Below are 15,135 nucleotides of genomic sequence, written 5' to 3' on the forward strand. Positions count from 1 at the left end.
TATGAAACAGTTTATCGTCATACTGGCCGTGTGTTTTTTGGTTGCCGTACCGGTTTGGGCGGCGGAAACCTGGCAGCAAAATTTTTTTAACACGGTGCAGACGGAAGGCTATGATGCAGCCCTTATCAATGCCATTCAGGATGGTGTGCCATTGGAGGACGTGTGCCAGCTTTCTTCGCAGCTGGGGTTCGATAAGGTCTATATTCTTGCCAAGGTTGTTGTGATTACGGAAAGCATGGGTATGGATTCCACCGCTGTTCTTGCAGGCCTTCTGAACTCAGACTTTGGAGCGGGCGTGGATGCGGTTGCGGTGACGTCTCTGGCCGCTTCCAATATTGAGTCTGCTGTGGCCGCTGGTGTGGTCCGTGCCCCCAGCAGCAATGAGGTAGCCATGAACTTTGCACGGTTTTATGGCGATATGGGAATGGGCGAAGGAGCACCCGGTGGAGAGCAGGGCCTTGGGTTTGGGGATGAACCGGGGCTTGGTTTTGGAGATCTTGTCATGGGTGAAGTGGGTTTTGGTTCCGGTGGTAATATTGAGGCATCGCCCTCGGCATTCTGAGTGCGTTTTGCCTGCTGAGGCATGAGGGCAAGGGCCTTACAATCAACGGCTGGATTTATTGGGGAAGGAAGCTGGGATGAAAAAGTTAATGATAACAGGTCTTCTGGCCTTTATCTTTGTGCTGCCCGTTATGGCGGAAGAAGGTCGTTTTCCGGGTGTTTCCGGTGATGGCATCTCCGGTGATGTATTGGGCATGCAGCGGCGGAATGTGCATTCTGCCGTGGCCCTGGGTTTTCAGTATACGGATAACCTGTATAATTCTAAAAATAATAAGGAAGCTGACACATCCTTTATTTTTTCACCTTCCATCGCCCTTGCATTGCCGGGAACCCGGCGGGTGGATGTGGCTCTTTCACCGGATACGGCAGCACCGGGGGGGCTTGGTTTCTCCAGAGAACGGGTAGATTCCACGGACCGCTACCTTGCCTACCTGGTGTATAACCCCAAGGCGGAGTTTTATGCGGATAACAGTGATGAAAATTTTACCAGCCACAATGTGAAAGGTGCTGTGCAGTACAATGCTCCCGGAGGGCTCACCCTTGATCTGGCAGCCAAATATGCCAAGGCCAGTGAAGCCAGGGGAGAGGTGGGTAACCGGTATCTGGATGAGTATGAGGACATGCTTTATGATTTTATTGTTCGCTACGATTTTTCTCCCAAACTTTTTGTAAGGGGCACGGCATCCGGTTATAATCTGGAATATGACCGCACGGAATCAGACTTTAGAAACCGTACGGACATGGCCTGGTCCATGGCAGCGGGTTACAAGTTCAGCCCGAAAACCGAGCTTTCCATGGAATACCAGAAGGTCTGGGTGGATTATGATAAGCTGCTGGAGAACCCCGGTACCCATTTCCGTAGAGACAGTGATGAACAGCGGTATGCTCTGAATCTGGCATGGCGCATGACAGCCAAATCCCGTGGTCGCTTTAAGATTGGTCAGGTGGAAAAAAGTCTGGATGGAGGCAAGGATGATACGGCCCTTTTTATGGAGCTTCAGCTGGTCCACAACATAACCACAAGATCCCAGATTATGCTGGAAGCATCCCGGCGATTTTATGAAACAAACTTTAAGGAAGCCAGTTATTATATTTCTGAAAGAATCAACCTGGCCTATCGCCAAGAGTTTACACCGCGCATCACCGGCAAGGTTCGCCTGGGCTGGAGTGCGGATGATTATTCCGGAATTACCCTTGAAAACGATACCTATCGTTTCAATCCTTCCTGCGAATACAGTTTCAATAACTGGCTGGCCATAGAAGGCGGGTACTCCTATGTAAAAAGAACTTCCGACAGGAATGATCTGGAATATGACACCAATACCTTTACCCTGACCGTAATCGGGCGTTTTTAAAATGCCGTGAGGGTTATGAATGATCCGGCTTGCCGCACGTTCTGCGGCAGGCTTTTTCTTTTAAGGAACAGGCATGTACGTGAGATGGAATGTAGTTGTTTTTTGTGTGCTGTTGTGGTGTTTGGGCTTTTCCGTTCCAGCTCCGGCTGATGATTACACCGTTGGCCCCGGAGATACCCTTGACATCCGTGTGTATAATCACGCGGATCTTTCCGTAAAGGCCAGTGTTTCCGGAGAGGGAACCATCCGTTATCCCCTGTTGGGTGAATTCAGAATCAGCGGTAAAACCCCTTCAGAAATTTCTGTGCTGATCGAAAACATGCTGGCAGACGGGTACATCCTGAATCCCCAGGTATCGGTGTTTCTGAACGAGTACAGAAGCCGGAAGGTAACCATTCTGGGCGAGGTGGATAAGCCGGGACTCTATGAACTGGCGGGTCGTATTTATCTTCTGGAGCTGATTTCAAGGGCGGGCGGCCTGACTCTGGATGCCGGGCGCTCCGTTTACGTTACGCGCTCCAACGGGACAACAGAAAATGGAGATGCCGGGCAGGAAGTGCTGCATGTGGATCTCCACCAGCTCATTGAGCAGGGTGATGTGGGCCAGAATATCCTGATACGAAACGGAGACAGTGTTTTTATTCCCAAGGTGGAAAAGATTTATGTGACCGGCGAGGTCCGGCGACCGGCTGCCTACAGTTACGATGCGGATCTTACCCTGATTAAGGTTCTGACCAATGCAGGCGGTTTAACGGATAAGGCCTCTTCCAGAAACATACGGATCATACGGGATGTGAATGGAGAAAAAGTGGTGCTCCAGCGGGTCTCCATGGATCAGAGGGTGCAGCCCAATGATGTGATTGTTGTGCCGGAAAGTTTTTTTTAGTCGGAAGTTTTTGTATTCCCTGCCCGCTGGAAAAGGTTCCGGCCTGAAACCGCTGGAGCTCAACTGGTCTTGATCAAATAAGGATGTGTTCTGATTATGGAAGTGAAGGAAAAGGAAATTCATTTAAAGGATTATCTGCGGGTTGTGATGAAAAGGAAAAAAATGATACTTCTTTTCTTTTTCATTACGGTGGTCACCGTAGTTCTGGGAACCATAGGCACAACCCCCCTGTACAAGGCATCCGTTAAGCTGAAGGTGGAAAAAAATGATGCCAACCCCCTTTCCGCAAACTATGGATATTCCCGATATGATCCGGAGTTTCTGCAGACACAGACAGAAATTATCCGCTCCAAGGCCGTTGCCGAGAAGGTGGTGGCCTTTCTGGATCTTGAAAACACCTATGGCTCCTTTTTTCCGGAAATGGAAAATCCACCCTTTTCCCTGAGCGTGTTTGTGAAAGATCAGATCCGGATGGTGAAGGGGTGGCTGATCAGTTCGGAAGAGGAGGAAGGCGCTGCACGGAACCTGCGGGCCCTTTATTTCGGGGAAGAAGCTTCCCCTGCCTCTGTCATTGCCGAAGCCTTGCGGGAGAATATTCGTGTGGCACCCGTAAAAATGAGTCGGGTGATAGATGTTTCCTATGCATCGGAACATTCTGTCTTTGCCGCTCTTGTGGTGAATTCCATTGCCAGGGCCTATATAGAGCGCGTTCTTGAAATGAGAATGGAGAATATCGGGTATACGCTGGACTGGATGAAGAAAAAGGCAGAAGAGGAAAGGGGGCGGCTGGAAAAATCCGAAAGACGCCTGCAGGAATATCTGAAAGATAATAATATTATAACCATAGAAGACCGTATTGCCATTATTCCTCAGAGAATCAACCAGCTGAGTGCCGAGTTGACCTCCCTTGAGTCCGAGCGGAAACGGCTGGCAACGGTTCTGGATATGATTGCCGCCACCTCTGCGGATATGCTGGAATCCATTCCTGTGGTAGCGGCCAATCCGAGATTTCAGGAAGTGAAGGCCAATCTTTTTACCAAGGAGCAGGAGATTCTGGAGGCCAGCCAGCAATATGGCCCGCGTCATCCCGTGATGATGCGGCTGGAAAAGGAGATTGCTGCACTGAAGGCCAATCGGGATCAGGAAGTAAGAATGATACTGCAAAAATTGAGAAACGAGTATCAGCTCACCCTGGCCAATGAAAAAAATCTGGAAGAACAGTTTAAGCGAACCACGTCCGAAGCCATGAGGCTGAATGAGGCCTTTGGTCAGTATAAGATTCTGCAGAGGGAAGTGGAAACCAACAGCCAGCTCTATCAGGCCCTTGTGGCAAGAATAAAAGAGCAGACCATTACGGAGCAGATCCGCGATGTGGATGTATGGGTGATTGAAAATGCCGAAGTTCCGGAGCATCCCTTTAACCGGGGATTGAAAAAGAATTTTCTTCTGGCTCTGGTTCTCGGTGCCTTTGGCGGTATTGGGCTGGCTTTTTTTCTGGAGTATCTGGATAACCGAATCTCCCTTGCCGAAGATGCCGAAGAAAAAACAGGTCTCCCGGTTTTCGGTTCCATAGGCATGCTGACCGGTGATGAAATGGCCAGGCAGAAGGTTCTTATCGAAGCGCCCCATTCGGTGGAGGCGGAAGCCTATAAAGCCATTCGGGCCTCTCTTTTACTGGCTACCTCAAAGGGGCTTCCTTCATCCATCATGATTACAAGTTATACTTCCGGGGAAGGAAAAACCCTTACCTCTTCCAATCTGGCCGTTGCCATAGCCCTTTCCGGTAAACGAGTGCTGCTGGTGGACGCGGATATGAGAAAACCGAAATTGCATAAGGTGTTTAACCTCAGCAATGAGAAAGGGTTTTCCGGTATTCTTGCTGGTGAAGACTGTAAGAAAGGTTTTATTGTGAATACCGGTGTGGAAAACCTCTATGTCATTCCTTCCGGTAAAAAACCAGTGAATCCATCGGAACTCATTTCCTCGGATCTGGTAAAAGATATGGTTGCCGCTTTTGAAAAGAATTTTGATGTGGTCATTTTCGATGCTCCGCCGGTGGGACTGGTCTCTGATCCCATTGTGCTGGGGCAGAGGGTGGAATCCATTCTTCTTGTAACGAGGTCTGAGGTTACAAAGTATGATGATGTGAAAACCTGTATCCGGAAGCTGGGCGGTCTGGAAACCAGGATACTGGGGCAGATTGTGAATGCCGTGGACCTGAAGAAGCAGGGGTACTCGGAGAGTTATTACTATTCAGAATACTACAAATGATTGATATACACTGCCACATACTGCCCGGTCTGGATGATGGCGCAAAAGATATGGCAACGGCCATTGAAATGGCTGCCATTGCCGTCCGTGACGGGATAGATACGGTGATTGCAACGCCCCATGTGAACCCTTCCCTTTCTCTGGAGAAGATCCATGGGGCGGTTGCAGGCCTGCAGCAGGTTCTGGATGGGGAGGGGATTCCCCTGAAGCTGCTGTCCGGCGGAGAAGTTCCCTTTGGTCTGCTGAGAGAAGAAAAAAGCCCTCTGACTCTGGGGGAATCCAATGCCATTCTGGTGGAGTTTTTGCCGGATTTTATACCTGACGATGCAGAAGATGTACTGATGGGTCTGATTCGCCGTGGTTATGTCATCATTATAGCCCATCCGGAACGAAACAGGGTCTTCATGCGCCATCCGGATACCTTGAACCGTCTTCTGGTTCCTGGCGTTTTCCTTCAGGTAACGGCCATGGGATTCAAGGGAAGTTTTGGGCCGGATGTGAGCATATTCGCCCATACCCTGCTTAAAAAGGGGATGATCCGTTTTATTGCATCCGATGCCCATGATACGGCGTTTCGGAGGCCGGAATTTTCCTGGCTTCTTTCTTCTGCCAGTAAGAAAAAATACAGGCAAGCCCTGTATGCAATCATTCACCATCATCCGGAGACGATGTTCTGCTGATGCAAGCTGCCCGTACAAGAGCCTGGTTTTTCTATATGCTCTCCCTCATGTTTGCCCCTCTGGCCTTCGGAACCACCGAAGAGTGGTCTTTTTTTCTGCTGCTGCTGTTTCTGGGGCTTTCTTTTGTTCTGTATATGGTTGCCATATGGAAGGAAACGGGTACTTTATACCGGGTACCGGGTACCCGGTTCTTTGCTCTGGGCTTTCTGTATGTTGCGCTGCAGCTTCTGCCCATGCCCGAAGGGGTGCTGCGACTTCTTTCGCCTTCCGCATCGGATATCTGGTGGGGGCAGCTGGGGGAAGATATTTCCGGAACTATGGGAACCCTTTCCCTGCACATCCATGGAGGCTGGATCACCCTATCCCTGCTGACAGCTTTTTTTCTTGTTTATTTTCTTACCATTCAGTTCTGTGCCGACTACAAAACCCTGAAAAAGACCCTGCACATTCTGGCTGTCTTTGCCGGTCTTCTTGCCATTTCCACCATTTTTCAGGCCTTGTTTACCAAAGACACCGCTTTATGGTTTCGACAGGTGGAGCGCCATTCCATGGTGTTTGGTCCTTACGTGAACCATAACCACTATGCCGGTCTCATGGAAATGCTGCTGCCTCTGGTTCTGGCACTGTATCTTCTCCATAAGCCGAGCTTTGATCAGCTTTCCCTGCGCGAAAAAATCATTCTTTTTTTTGAAGGGGAAAGGGCTCATATTTATATTTTATACCTGTTTTTTGCGGTTATGATCATGCTGTCCGTATTCATGAGCCTTTCCCGTACAGGTATTGCCGCCATGCTGGCATCCCTTTGTCTTTTTGCCATACTGATAGGGAGAGTGGGCGGAAGAAAAAAGCATGCGGCGGGGTCTGTGATGTTTCTTTTTGCCGCCATGATGATAACCCTTTCCTGGTATGGATGGCAGAGTTTGGATGTGCGTTTTGGAAAGGGTATCGCCCAGTTTCAAAATGATCATTTCTGCCGGATGAATTTTTGGGTTGATGCGGTGAGTATCTGGAAGGATTTTTTCCTTACCGGAAGTGGAGCGGGTAGTTTTCGTGAAGTTCATCCGGCCTATCAGTCCTATGTCTCCAGTGTTCTGGCCGGTTATGTCCACAACGATTATCTGGAGCTTTTGTCTGATACGGGTCTTGTGGGCTTTGGACTTTTCTTCTGTTTTCTGTTGTCTGTTCTGCGGAGCATTGTCAAAAAACTGCGCACCCGCAAAGAACCGTATGCTGGGATGGGAGTGGCGGCGGTGCTGACCGGTGTTGTGGCCATGGCCATTCACAGCGTGATGGATTTTAATCTGCAGATACCAGCCAATGGTTTGATCTTTATGGTACTGCTGGGCTTGGGTGTTTCCTTTTCCCACACAAGGTTCCAAAGACGCCTTATACCCAGTTATCTTGCAAAATCAGACGGTCCCTATGCCGTATGGCTTCCCCTTGTGTTTTTTGTGCTGCTATGGACCCCCGCTGTTCTCTTCAGTGGCAGCTCTGCCATGGCCAGGGCCTTTGCCTCTGGCCTGCCTGCCGAAAAGGTCACAACCGGTCTTTCGGCCGAGGTTCTGCAACGATATGCCATCTCTGCCGGGAAAGCGGCTTCGTTTAATCCTGTTTCGGCGGATTATGCGGTTGCCATGGGGGATGTGTATTTTTTCACCGGTGATTTTTCCGCTGCAGGAAGGGAGTATGCCCGCGCCATCAGGCTGCAGCCCCTTTCCGGAGATCTTGTGCAGAAACTGGGGCTTGTGGAGTATTCGGCGGGAAACAGGGAAAAGGGAGAAAAGCTTCTGGAACTGGGGCTTGTGTTTCGCCCAATGGATGTTGCCATGTACCGCAGGCTGGCAGCTTTTTATCTGGAAACAGGGGAAAAGGAGAAAGCGCTGGCAGCCATTGCCCGTGGCATTACCATGCGTCCGGGCAGTACCGGATCCTTTCTGGAAATTATGTGGAGGGCTGGCTTGAGTTTTACGGATATGGGCAGGGCCATGCCGGATCTTTCCGAGGCATGGTTTCGTTATTATGCCTTTCTCCATGGCAAAGGTTACAGAACGGCTTATCTTACGGAGCTTCTTGAAAAAGGGTTCCGTGCCGCGCGGTCTGAAGAGCGCCCCCACAGAAATCTGTATTCCCGGCTTTCTGCCCTGTATCTGGAAGGCGGCAGAGGAGATGATGCCTTTTATGTCATTGAGGAAGGGGTGCGGCTCTACCCGGAAGATCCCTGGATACTGTATCAGGCAGGTCTTGTCTGTGAACGCCTGCATCTGTATGCGCGGGCAAGGGAGTATTACCAGAGAGCTTTGAACATACGGCCCGCCATGACACAACCCATGCAGAGACTGGAGCGTTTGCGGGATACCTGAAAACGCAGTACGAAGAAAATGGGGTGGAAACCTAGTTTCCGAGATGCCTTTCCGCAAACTGGGCCAGTACTTCGTGAATTCTTTCCGGCGGGCTGATATCAAAAAAATTCTCCACCACAACATGGCCGATTTCATGGGCCAGGATGGTGATATTCAGCCTGTCTGGAGAAATATATACCGTATTGAGCTGGGGAGAGTAAAAAGCCGTGAAGTTTCTCTGGCTCCTGTAAAGGGTCTGGTAAGTATCCATAACCTCTTTTTGATTCGCCAGCAGATAGATATTGTATCTCATCTGGTCCGGGTACATGTCCAGCACGCTCTGAACCCTATGGGTGATGAGGTCCACTTTGGCCTTGACCTCTTCCATTGTGCTGCCGTCTGTCTGGGGCATGTGAAACCTCAGGCGACCGAGGTTGATGCGTCTGTTGAACCGTTCCAGTGTTTCCATATCCTGGTAGATGATATTGGCATAGGCTGTTTTCAGCTCATAGGCCAGGGTGCGGGGAGCCGTTATCCAAAAGAAGCAGGGGCTGAGCAGGAAAATGAAAAAAAGCAAACCCCGTTTTCTTTCCGCAAAAGGCGGGTGGCCGTATGTCAGGTAAGCATCTGTGTGCATAAAGGTCTTTCGTCCTTCATTGGAGAGGCCCTGGATCCTGTGCATGAAAAGCCTGTAGGATGGTTTCCACTTCTTTGTTTTTGTCCATAAGAGCAGCCTTATCTTCTTTGTTCAGCGGCATGGCCTGTATGCGTTCTTCCATTTCTCTGTTATGTTTTCTCAGGTCGTCCTGCCTCTCTGCGATGAGAATGGAAAGGGCTGTCACCTGCCGGGCAATGGGCTTTAATTCGTCATATTGCCGTAAAATGGTTTTTCTGCCAAAGGAGCCTGCAAGCATTTCGCTGAGGGATTTTTCGATTCTGTAGGCAGGCCCGGCAACCCTGTGAGTCATGAGGATGGAAAAAAGAAAAAGAAGAAAACCGCCAATGGTAACAACAATCCAGCCGGATCCAAGCATTCTGCTCAGAAGTATATGGGGCGTGCTACCCACGCTGATCTCATTGTTGGCATAGACTATGGTGGTTGTGTTCATGGACATAAAACTGAAAAGACAGGAAAAAACAAGAAGACTCAGGCAAAAGAGAATGAAGTAGGAAAAAATATATTTGGGTTGGGATGTCTGCGCCAGTATGTACGTTCGCCTTTTGTGTCCTGTAACGGCCATGGTTCACCTTTTTCCTTACTCTGAAATGATAATGGAAGCTCTGGCTTTGAGATCGTCAATCCATGCGTCCCAGAGCTGTCTGTTTTTCATATCCTCCATCTTCATGAAAAGATCCTGCTGGTGGAGGCCTTTTGTCATCTCTGCCTTGCTGTCCGTGAGGGTATAGAGCAGGCTGTGGTTTCCGTCCGGATCTTCCTGCTGAACTTTTCTTTCCGGAGAGTTGAGAATGCGGTATTGAAGATGGCTGGGTAAAAAGAGGAACGGTTGTGCAGCAGGAGATATGGCCGGGTTATCCGGGCTTGTGATGAGCACTTCCTTGTCGGCCGATGCCATAAAGCTGCTAAGAATAGGGTCCGGAATCTGGATGGAGGCGAATTCTTCATATTTTATTTCCATGAGGAGCTGGACAAGATTTTTTTCATAAAAGTTTTTAACCGTTACGGCAAAGGCATCGTTCTGGTGCAGTTTTTTTTTCATGGCGCTCTGCACCAGAAGTTCCGTTTCTATGAACTGCTCCATAAAAGCCCTGTCCGAAAGGTAGTAGGGTTTGTGCTTTCGGGCTTTTTCATAAACATCATGGGAAATTTTTTTTCCATTGATGACGATAAAGGGATCGGATACGCTGGGTTTTTCATAAAAAAGGAAAAAAGCACTTACGGCAGAAAAAAGGATGACAATAAGATGGATGGAGACAATATGTTTCATCTTTCCCTGCTTTCATCATTTTTCAGGTTGGACAATTTGTATGAAAAGTAACAGTATTTATAAAACAAAAGTCTTGAATGCACAAGAAAGAGTTGGCCGGAGATATTTTTTTGGCCGTACGTGTACCCTTATAACGACAGGTTGAATGATGACAATACTGATAACGGGTGGTGCCGGTTATATCGGTACCCACACATGTGTGGAACTTCTTCTTGCAGGCATTCATGTTGTGGTGGTGGATAACCTTGCCAATGCAAGCAGGGAAGCTCTTTCCCGAGTGGAAAGCATTACGGGTAAGGATGTTGATTTTGTCTACGGAGATGTGCGGGATAAAAAGATGCTGCAGCAGGTTTTTCGGGACCATGCCGTGCAGTCCGTGATTCATTTTGCAGGGCACAAGGCTGTGGGAGAATCCACGGAGCGTCCGCTGATGTATTATGATAATAACGTTGGTGGCACCCTGTCTCTGCTGGAGGTGATGATGGCAGAAGGGGTGAAGAATATGGTTTTCAGTTCTTCCGCTACCGTGTATGGAGATCCCCGGACCGTTCCCATCAGGGAGGATTTCCCCTTGATGCCTTATAATCCTTACGGAAAAACCAAAAGGGTTGTGGAAATGGTGCTGGAGGATGTGCATGCAGCCGATCCAACCTGGAATATTGCCCTGCTGCGATACTTTAATCCCGTAGGAGCTCATGAAAGCGGGCTGATCGGTGAAGACCCCAGAGGCATTCCCAACAACCTTACACCTTATATAACGCAGGTTGCCGTGGGGAAGCTGGAAAAACTGGCTGTTTTTGGCAATGATTATCCCACTCCGGACGGAACGGGAGTAAGGGATTATATTCATGTAAAGGATCTGGCAAAAGGCCATGTGAAAGCCATCGAAAAACTGCAGGGAAAACCGGGCTTTTTTGCATGCAATCTTGGTACGGGTCAGGGTTACTCTGTGCTGGAGGTATTGGCGGCTTTTGAAAAGGCCTGCCAAAGGCCCATTCCCTATGAGGTGAAGGCGAGAAGGCCCGGTGATATTGCCATGTGCTATGCAGACACCACCTTTGCCAGAGATTTTCTGGATTGGGAGGCGGGTTTTGGCATAGAAGAAATGGCGGCCCATGCCTGGAACTGGCAGAAACAGAATCCGGGAGGCTACGGTGCACAGTAAAGGGTTTTCCTTTCCGGTGTCTCCGTGAAACAGGAATTTTGTGTGACCTTTGGTCCTGAAAGATAAAAATGATGTCGGATGAATCTTCGGATGTACCTCTTATTCTGGCTCCTGCCGGAGACAGAGATAGTTTTCTGGCGGCTCTGGCTGCGGGAGCGGATGCCGTATACTGCGGCCTCAAAGCTTTTTCCGCCCGTATGGAAGCGGATAATTTTTCCCTTACGGAACTGGCAGGGCTGACGGCCCTTGCCCATGCACGGAATGTTCGGGTCAACGTGGCCATGAACAACATGATACGCACCGATGAAGTGGAAAAGGCCTTTCATCTTGTCCAGCGTCTTGTCCGGGATGTAAAGCCCGATGCCCTGATTGTTCAGGATCTGGCCTTTATCCCCCTTGTGCGTCAGGCAGGCTATGCAGGGGAACTGCATCTTTCCACTCTGGCGAACCTGAGTTTTCCGGATGGGCTCAGGGTGGCAGAAATGCTCGGTTTTTCTCAGGTGGTAGTACCCAGGGAGCTGGATGTGGATGCCCTGCGGCTCATGGCCGCATCCTGCCCGAAAGGACTGAGGCTGGAGAGTTTTGTTCATGGAGCTCTTTGTTATGCTGTCTCCGGGCGTTGTTACTGGAGCAGTTATCTGGGAGGAAAATCTGGTTTGCGTGGGCGCTGCGTGCAGCCATGCCGACGCCTGTATCGCAGTGAAAAAGGGGAAAAGGGCGGATATTTTTCCATGCAGGATCTGAGTCTGGATGTTCTGACCAAGGTGCTGGCTGATATTCCGGAGGTCGCCTGCTGGAAAATTGAGGGAAGAAAAAAGGGGCCGCATTACGTTTCCTATACCACCACGGCCTATCGTATGTTGCGGGATGAGAGGGATGTGCCGGGACGTAAAAAAGATGCCCTTGCCCTGTTGGATATGGCGTTGGGGCGGCCAGCCATGCATTATCGTTTTCTTCCTCACAGGCCATGGCAGCCCATTTCTCCGGAGGGAGAAACCGCTTCCGGTCTCCTTGCCGGAAGGGTGAAGGGCGGTGCGCGGGAGATGTTTCTTGCCCCGAGAATTCCTCTTATGGCCGGAGATCTTCTGCGCGTAGGGTATGAGGGAGAGGGGGGGCACATCATGGTCCCTGTGCGGCGCAGTGTTCCCAAGGGGGGGAAGCTTCATCTCAGGGGAAATGGTACTGTGAGGCCAAGGAGTGGTGCTCCCGTTTTTCTGGTGGACCGGAGGGAGCCTGAGCTTATGGCTTCCATAAGAAAACTGGGTGAAGAGCTGGCTGTCATGCCGGAGTGTGCACCTGCGGCGGTGGAAAAACCCCTTGTCTTTCCGGTTCCCCTGAAAAAAAAGGATCCGTCACGGGATCTTATGCTTCGGAGGCGGCCCGGAAAAGCAGGAGAAAAGGGCTATGAGTCCGGATTATGGATAGATCCTAACAGAGCCCCGGGAATTCCGGATGGAGCCGTTCGTCATGTGTGGTGGTGGCTGGATCCGGTCATCTGGCCCGAATCTTCGGATAGCTGGAAAAAAGCCATTGCCGGATTGATTCGCAGGGGAGCACGTCGTTTTGTTCTCAATGCGCCATGGCAGATGGGTCTCTTTGACAAACCAGATGGACTGGCACTGTGGGCCGGGCCTTTCTGCAACGTTGCCAACCCCATGGCTGTGGATGTGCTGGCCGGGCTGGGTTTTTCCGGTGTAATTGTCAGCCCGGAACTGGGAGAGGAAGATTTTCTGGCCCTGGGGGCTAAAAGTCCTCTGGCGCTGGGCGCTGTTCTGTCCGGATTCTGGCCCCTTGCCATTTCGCGGGTGGGTACCCTTGGGCCGGGAGAATCCCTGACAAGCCCCAAGGCGGAAAAGCTGTGGGGACGCTCCTATGGCGACAACCAGTGGCTTTTCCCGGACTGGCCTTCTGATATCCGTGAAAAAAAACCTCTTCTTGAAAAAGCAGGCTACAGGCTTTTTGTTCATATGGAGGAAACGTTGCCGAAAGGTATGGAGGCCAGAAAACGGCCGGGGCTCTGGAACTGGAACCTCAGGCTGCTGTAGCCTCTTTGGGCTTCTGTCCTTACCGGGTTCTGTGCGGTACGTTTCAGAGCTTTTTTCTTCTCCTGTTCAGTTTTTTCCAACGGTCGCCGATAAGAAGAATCAGGAAGTTATGGAATCGGAAAGGAGGCGGCCATGCAGATTGTTTCTTCATCCCTTCAAATGGTGGGTATATCCCGTAAGGAAGTGCAGACAACGAGCAGTCTGCGGATGGTACTGGAAAACTCTGCTGAGGAAAAGCAGGCTTCCCGAAGCCGCCAGCAGCTTCCCGTTGTGAGGGTCCGGGAGCCTGTCTCGGAGGACAATACCAGAAACGCAAGGCGCTTTTTGAAAGATCAGGATTCTTTTCTCAATCTTTCCGGTGTCCGGGATTCCGGCTATGCCCGGATCGACCTTGATATGAGCAAGCGTCTGGTGCAGATGATACTGGAAGCCCTGACAGGCAGAAAGGTGGAAACGCCATTTTTTCGTCCGGAACCTGTGGCAGAGTTCCCTAAGGATATTCTTTCCGGAGGAACCGGTACGGCTTTTCGCTTTGAGGAGAGGGTGCATACCCGAACGGAGCAGGAAAGTATCTTTATGGCTCAGGGTGAGGTGGTGACCGCTGACGGCCGTACGATCACCTTTTCCGTGGTGCAGATGCAGTACCGCAGGGAGGAAAGTTTTTTGGCAAGGGAAGTGAACCTTGTGGATCCCCTGGTAATTTCCCTCAACGGCCCCGTAACCATGGATAATGCCCGTTTCACCTTTGATCTCACGGCCAACGGAGAGCAGGAGTCTCTGTCCATGCCCTCAAAAGGAGCGGGTTTTCTTTTTCTGGACAGCAATGGCAACGGTCGTCTGGATGATGGCAGGGAACTCTTCGGGACCCAGTCCGGAAACGGGTTCGCGGACCTGGCCCTGCATGACAGCGATGGCAACGGGTGGATTGATGCGGGTGACCCTGTATTTTCTAAACTGAGAATCTGGCATCCCGAAGATGGTACGGATGGAAGGGGAGTATCCCTGGAAGAAGCAGGAATCGGTGCGATCGGTCTTGCCAGTGTTGCCACTCCCATGGACGTGGGGGGTACCATGGGAGGCCGGATTCAGGCTACGGGCATTGTGCTTACAGAAAAAGGTGATGTCGGCACGGTACACCACCTGGATCTGAAAGTATGAGCTGACCTTAGGATGTCTCCCCCGGATGCTTGAAAGCAAAATCGCTGTTCTGACCGCGGGCCTGAATCAGAATGGCCTGCAGGGGGTCCGGGTTTTGTCGCAGGGCATTGTATTCCTGTACGATGGATGAAAGAGACCGCTCCTCACCCGTGTCGGAAAAAAGCGAAAGGTTCGTGCTTTTATGGCTTTCGCTGGAGATGAGGCCGTTCAGCCGGGAGTGCATGCTCAGGCTGGCAAGGGCTTCCTTGAAACCCGCATCCTCCTGCAGATCCTTTTCCAGCTCCCATGAGCCTTTCACCCCGGAGTTTACCCGGATTTCTCCCTTGCCCGTAAGCCGAACCGTAACTTCTGCCTCATCGGGAATCCCGGCATCATAGCGTGCCTGCCTGAGCTGGCTGTTCACCGCGTCCAGTGATTCCTCATACCTTGTTTCCAGCATGGCTTTGGTGATTTTACCCTGTATGGGGAGCCCCAGGCTTTCTCGCAGTCTGGCAGCTTCGACTTCCGGCGAAAGACTGACTCTGTCGTAGCGGTTGGCGGCAGAGTTGGTTTCGGTGGTCCTGCTGGCCGTTTCCGATGATTTCACGCCCTGGATGCGCCGGTCTTCACTTCGTTCCATCAGGGGGTTTTCATTTCTCTGGTATGCCTGTATTCCTGAAATCATGGACTCTCTCCTTTTTTGTATCCTTCGCAGCCCATCGGGCTCTTTTATAAAGTTTGAGAAAGCAA

13 protein-coding genes are annotated in these 15,135 nt (G+C 50.7%); 9 read left to right on the forward strand and 4 right to left on the reverse strand.

Going from position 1 to position 15,135, the window contains the following annotated elements:
* The first annotated feature begins 1 nt into the window (after position 1).
* The 6 genes from OOT00_RS13865 to OOT00_RS13890 all read left to right on the forward strand — a co-directional run bounded on the left by OOT00_RS13865 (position 2) and on the right by OOT00_RS13890 (position 8,113).
* Positions 2–562 (forward strand): hypothetical protein, encoded by a 561-nt coding sequence (locus tag OOT00_RS13865; RefSeq protein ID WP_265425988.1) that lies wholly within the window; start codon positions 2–4, stop codon positions 560–562.
* 76 nt (positions 563–638) lie between these two features.
* On the forward strand, positions 639–1,916 hold the full coding sequence (locus OOT00_RS13870; protein ID WP_265425989.1) for an outer membrane beta-barrel protein: 1,278 nt from the start codon (positions 639–641) through the stop codon (positions 1,914–1,916).
* 73 nt (positions 1,917–1,989) lie between these two features.
* A complete protein-coding gene (locus OOT00_RS13875; protein WP_265425990.1) occupies positions 1,990–2,802 on the forward strand; it encodes an SLBB domain-containing protein in 813 nt (270 codons plus the stop codon).
* Positions 2,803–2,898: 96 nt separating this feature from the next.
* Positions 2,899–5,073, forward strand: a complete 2,175-nt coding sequence (locus tag OOT00_RS13880) for a GumC family protein (protein ID WP_265425991.1) — start codon at positions 2,899–2,901, stop codon at positions 5,071–5,073.
* Positions 5,070–5,753 (forward strand): tyrosine-protein phosphatase, encoded by a 684-nt coding sequence (locus tag OOT00_RS13885; RefSeq protein WP_265425993.1) that lies wholly within the window; start codon positions 5,070–5,072, stop codon positions 5,751–5,753. Before OOT00_RS13880 ends, OOT00_RS13885 begins: the two co-directional genes overlap by 4 nt.
* Positions 5,753–8,113: an O-antigen ligase family protein gene (locus tag OOT00_RS13890; protein WP_265425994.1), complete on the forward strand. Its 2,361-nt coding sequence runs from the start codon at positions 5,753–5,755 to the stop codon at positions 8,111–8,113. Before OOT00_RS13885 ends, OOT00_RS13890 begins: the two co-directional genes overlap by 1 nt.
* Positions 8,114–8,144: 31 nt before the next feature.
* Here the strand turns inward: OOT00_RS13890 and OOT00_RS13895 are convergent, their stop codons facing one another.
* The 3 genes from OOT00_RS13895 to OOT00_RS13905 form a co-directional block, all read right to left on the reverse strand.
* Positions 8,145–8,669 (reverse strand): hypothetical protein, encoded by a 525-nt coding sequence (locus tag OOT00_RS13895; RefSeq protein ID WP_265425995.1) that lies wholly within the window; start codon positions 8,667–8,669, stop codon positions 8,145–8,147.
* 76 nt (positions 8,670–8,745) lie between these two features.
* The gene (locus OOT00_RS13900) at positions 8,746–9,333 is read right to left on the reverse strand and encodes a hypothetical protein (protein WP_265425996.1); all 588 of its coding nucleotides are present in this window, start codon (positions 9,331–9,333) and stop codon (positions 8,746–8,748) included.
* Between the two features lie 15 nt (positions 9,334–9,348).
* Positions 9,349–10,038: a hypothetical protein gene (locus tag OOT00_RS13905; protein ID WP_265425997.1), complete on the reverse strand. Its 690-nt coding sequence runs from the start codon at positions 10,036–10,038 to the stop codon at positions 9,349–9,351.
* A gap of 145 nt (positions 10,039–10,183) precedes the next feature.
* On the opposite strand from OOT00_RS13905, the gene galE reads away from it, so the two are divergent.
* From galE to OOT00_RS13920, 3 genes are all read left to right on the forward strand, one after another.
* Positions 10,184–11,203: a UDP-glucose 4-epimerase GalE gene (galE, locus tag OOT00_RS13910; RefSeq protein ID WP_438266401.1), complete on the forward strand. Its 1,020-nt coding sequence runs from the start codon at positions 10,184–10,186 to the stop codon at positions 11,201–11,203.
* A 68-nt stretch (positions 11,204–11,271) separates the two neighbouring features.
* The gene (locus OOT00_RS13915) at positions 11,272–13,248 is read left to right on the forward strand and encodes a U32 family peptidase (RefSeq protein ID WP_265425998.1); all 1,977 of its coding nucleotides are present in this window, start codon (positions 11,272–11,274) and stop codon (positions 13,246–13,248) included.
* Between the two features lie 132 nt (positions 13,249–13,380).
* Positions 13,381–14,406 carry an SPM autocatalytic domain-containing protein gene (locus tag OOT00_RS13920; RefSeq protein ID WP_265425999.1) on the forward strand — a complete coding sequence of 342 codons (1,026 nt, stop codon included), beginning with the start codon at positions 13,381–13,383 and terminating at the stop codon, positions 14,404–14,406.
* Between the two features lie 7 nt (positions 14,407–14,413).
* Here OOT00_RS13920 and OOT00_RS13925 read toward each other — a convergent pair whose 3' ends face one another.
* A complete protein-coding gene (locus OOT00_RS13925) occupies positions 14,414–15,070 on the reverse strand; it encodes a hypothetical protein (RefSeq protein WP_265426000.1) in 657 nt (218 codons plus the stop codon).
* Positions 15,071–15,135 lie beyond the last annotated feature (65 nt).

Origin of the sequence: Desulfobotulus pelophilus (genome assembly GCF_026155325.1) — a bacterium.
GTDB lineage: Bacteria > Desulfobacterota > Desulfobacteria > Desulfobacterales > ASO4-4 > Desulfobotulus > Desulfobotulus pelophilus.

What these genes read in the sequence shown, in the direction of transcription:
- OOT00_RS13865 (WP_265425988.1), top strand. Translation starts at nt 2, where the DNA reads ATGAAACAGTTTATCGTCATACTGGCCGTGTGTTTTTTGGTTGCCGTA.
- OOT00_RS13905 (WP_265425997.1), bottom strand. Translation starts at nt 10,038, where the DNA reads ATGAAACATATTGTCTCCATCCATCTTATTGTCATCCTTTTTTCTGCC.
- galE (WP_438266401.1), top strand. Translation starts at nt 10,184, where the DNA reads ATGATGACAATACTGATAACGGGTGGTGCCGGTTATATCGGTACCCAC.
- OOT00_RS13880 (WP_265425991.1), top strand. Translation starts at nt 2,899, where the DNA reads ATGGAAGTGAAGGAAAAGGAAATTCATTTAAAGGATTATCTGCGGGTT.
- OOT00_RS13875 (WP_265425990.1), top strand. Translation starts at nt 1,990, where the DNA reads ATGTACGTGAGATGGAATGTAGTTGTTTTTTGTGTGCTGTTGTGGTGT.
- OOT00_RS13870 (WP_265425989.1), top strand. Translation starts at nt 639, where the DNA reads ATGAAAAAGTTAATGATAACAGGTCTTCTGGCCTTTATCTTTGTGCTG.
- OOT00_RS13900 (WP_265425996.1), bottom strand. Translation starts at nt 9,333, where the DNA reads ATGGCCGTTACAGGACACAAAAGGCGAACGTACATACTGGCGCAGACA.
- OOT00_RS13920 (WP_265425999.1), top strand. Translation starts at nt 13,381, where the DNA reads ATGCAGATTGTTTCTTCATCCCTTCAAATGGTGGGTATATCCCGTAAG.
- OOT00_RS13915 (WP_265425998.1), top strand. Translation starts at nt 11,272, where the DNA reads ATGATGTCGGATGAATCTTCGGATGTACCTCTTATTCTGGCTCCTGCC.
- OOT00_RS13925 (WP_265426000.1), bottom strand. Translation starts at nt 15,070, where the DNA reads ATGATTTCAGGAATACAGGCATACCAGAGAAATGAAAACCCCCTGATG.
- OOT00_RS13890 (WP_265425994.1), top strand. Translation starts at nt 5,753, where the DNA reads ATGCAAGCTGCCCGTACAAGAGCCTGGTTTTTCTATATGCTCTCCCTC.
- OOT00_RS13885 (WP_265425993.1), top strand. Translation starts at nt 5,070, where the DNA reads ATGATTGATATACACTGCCACATACTGCCCGGTCTGGATGATGGCGCA.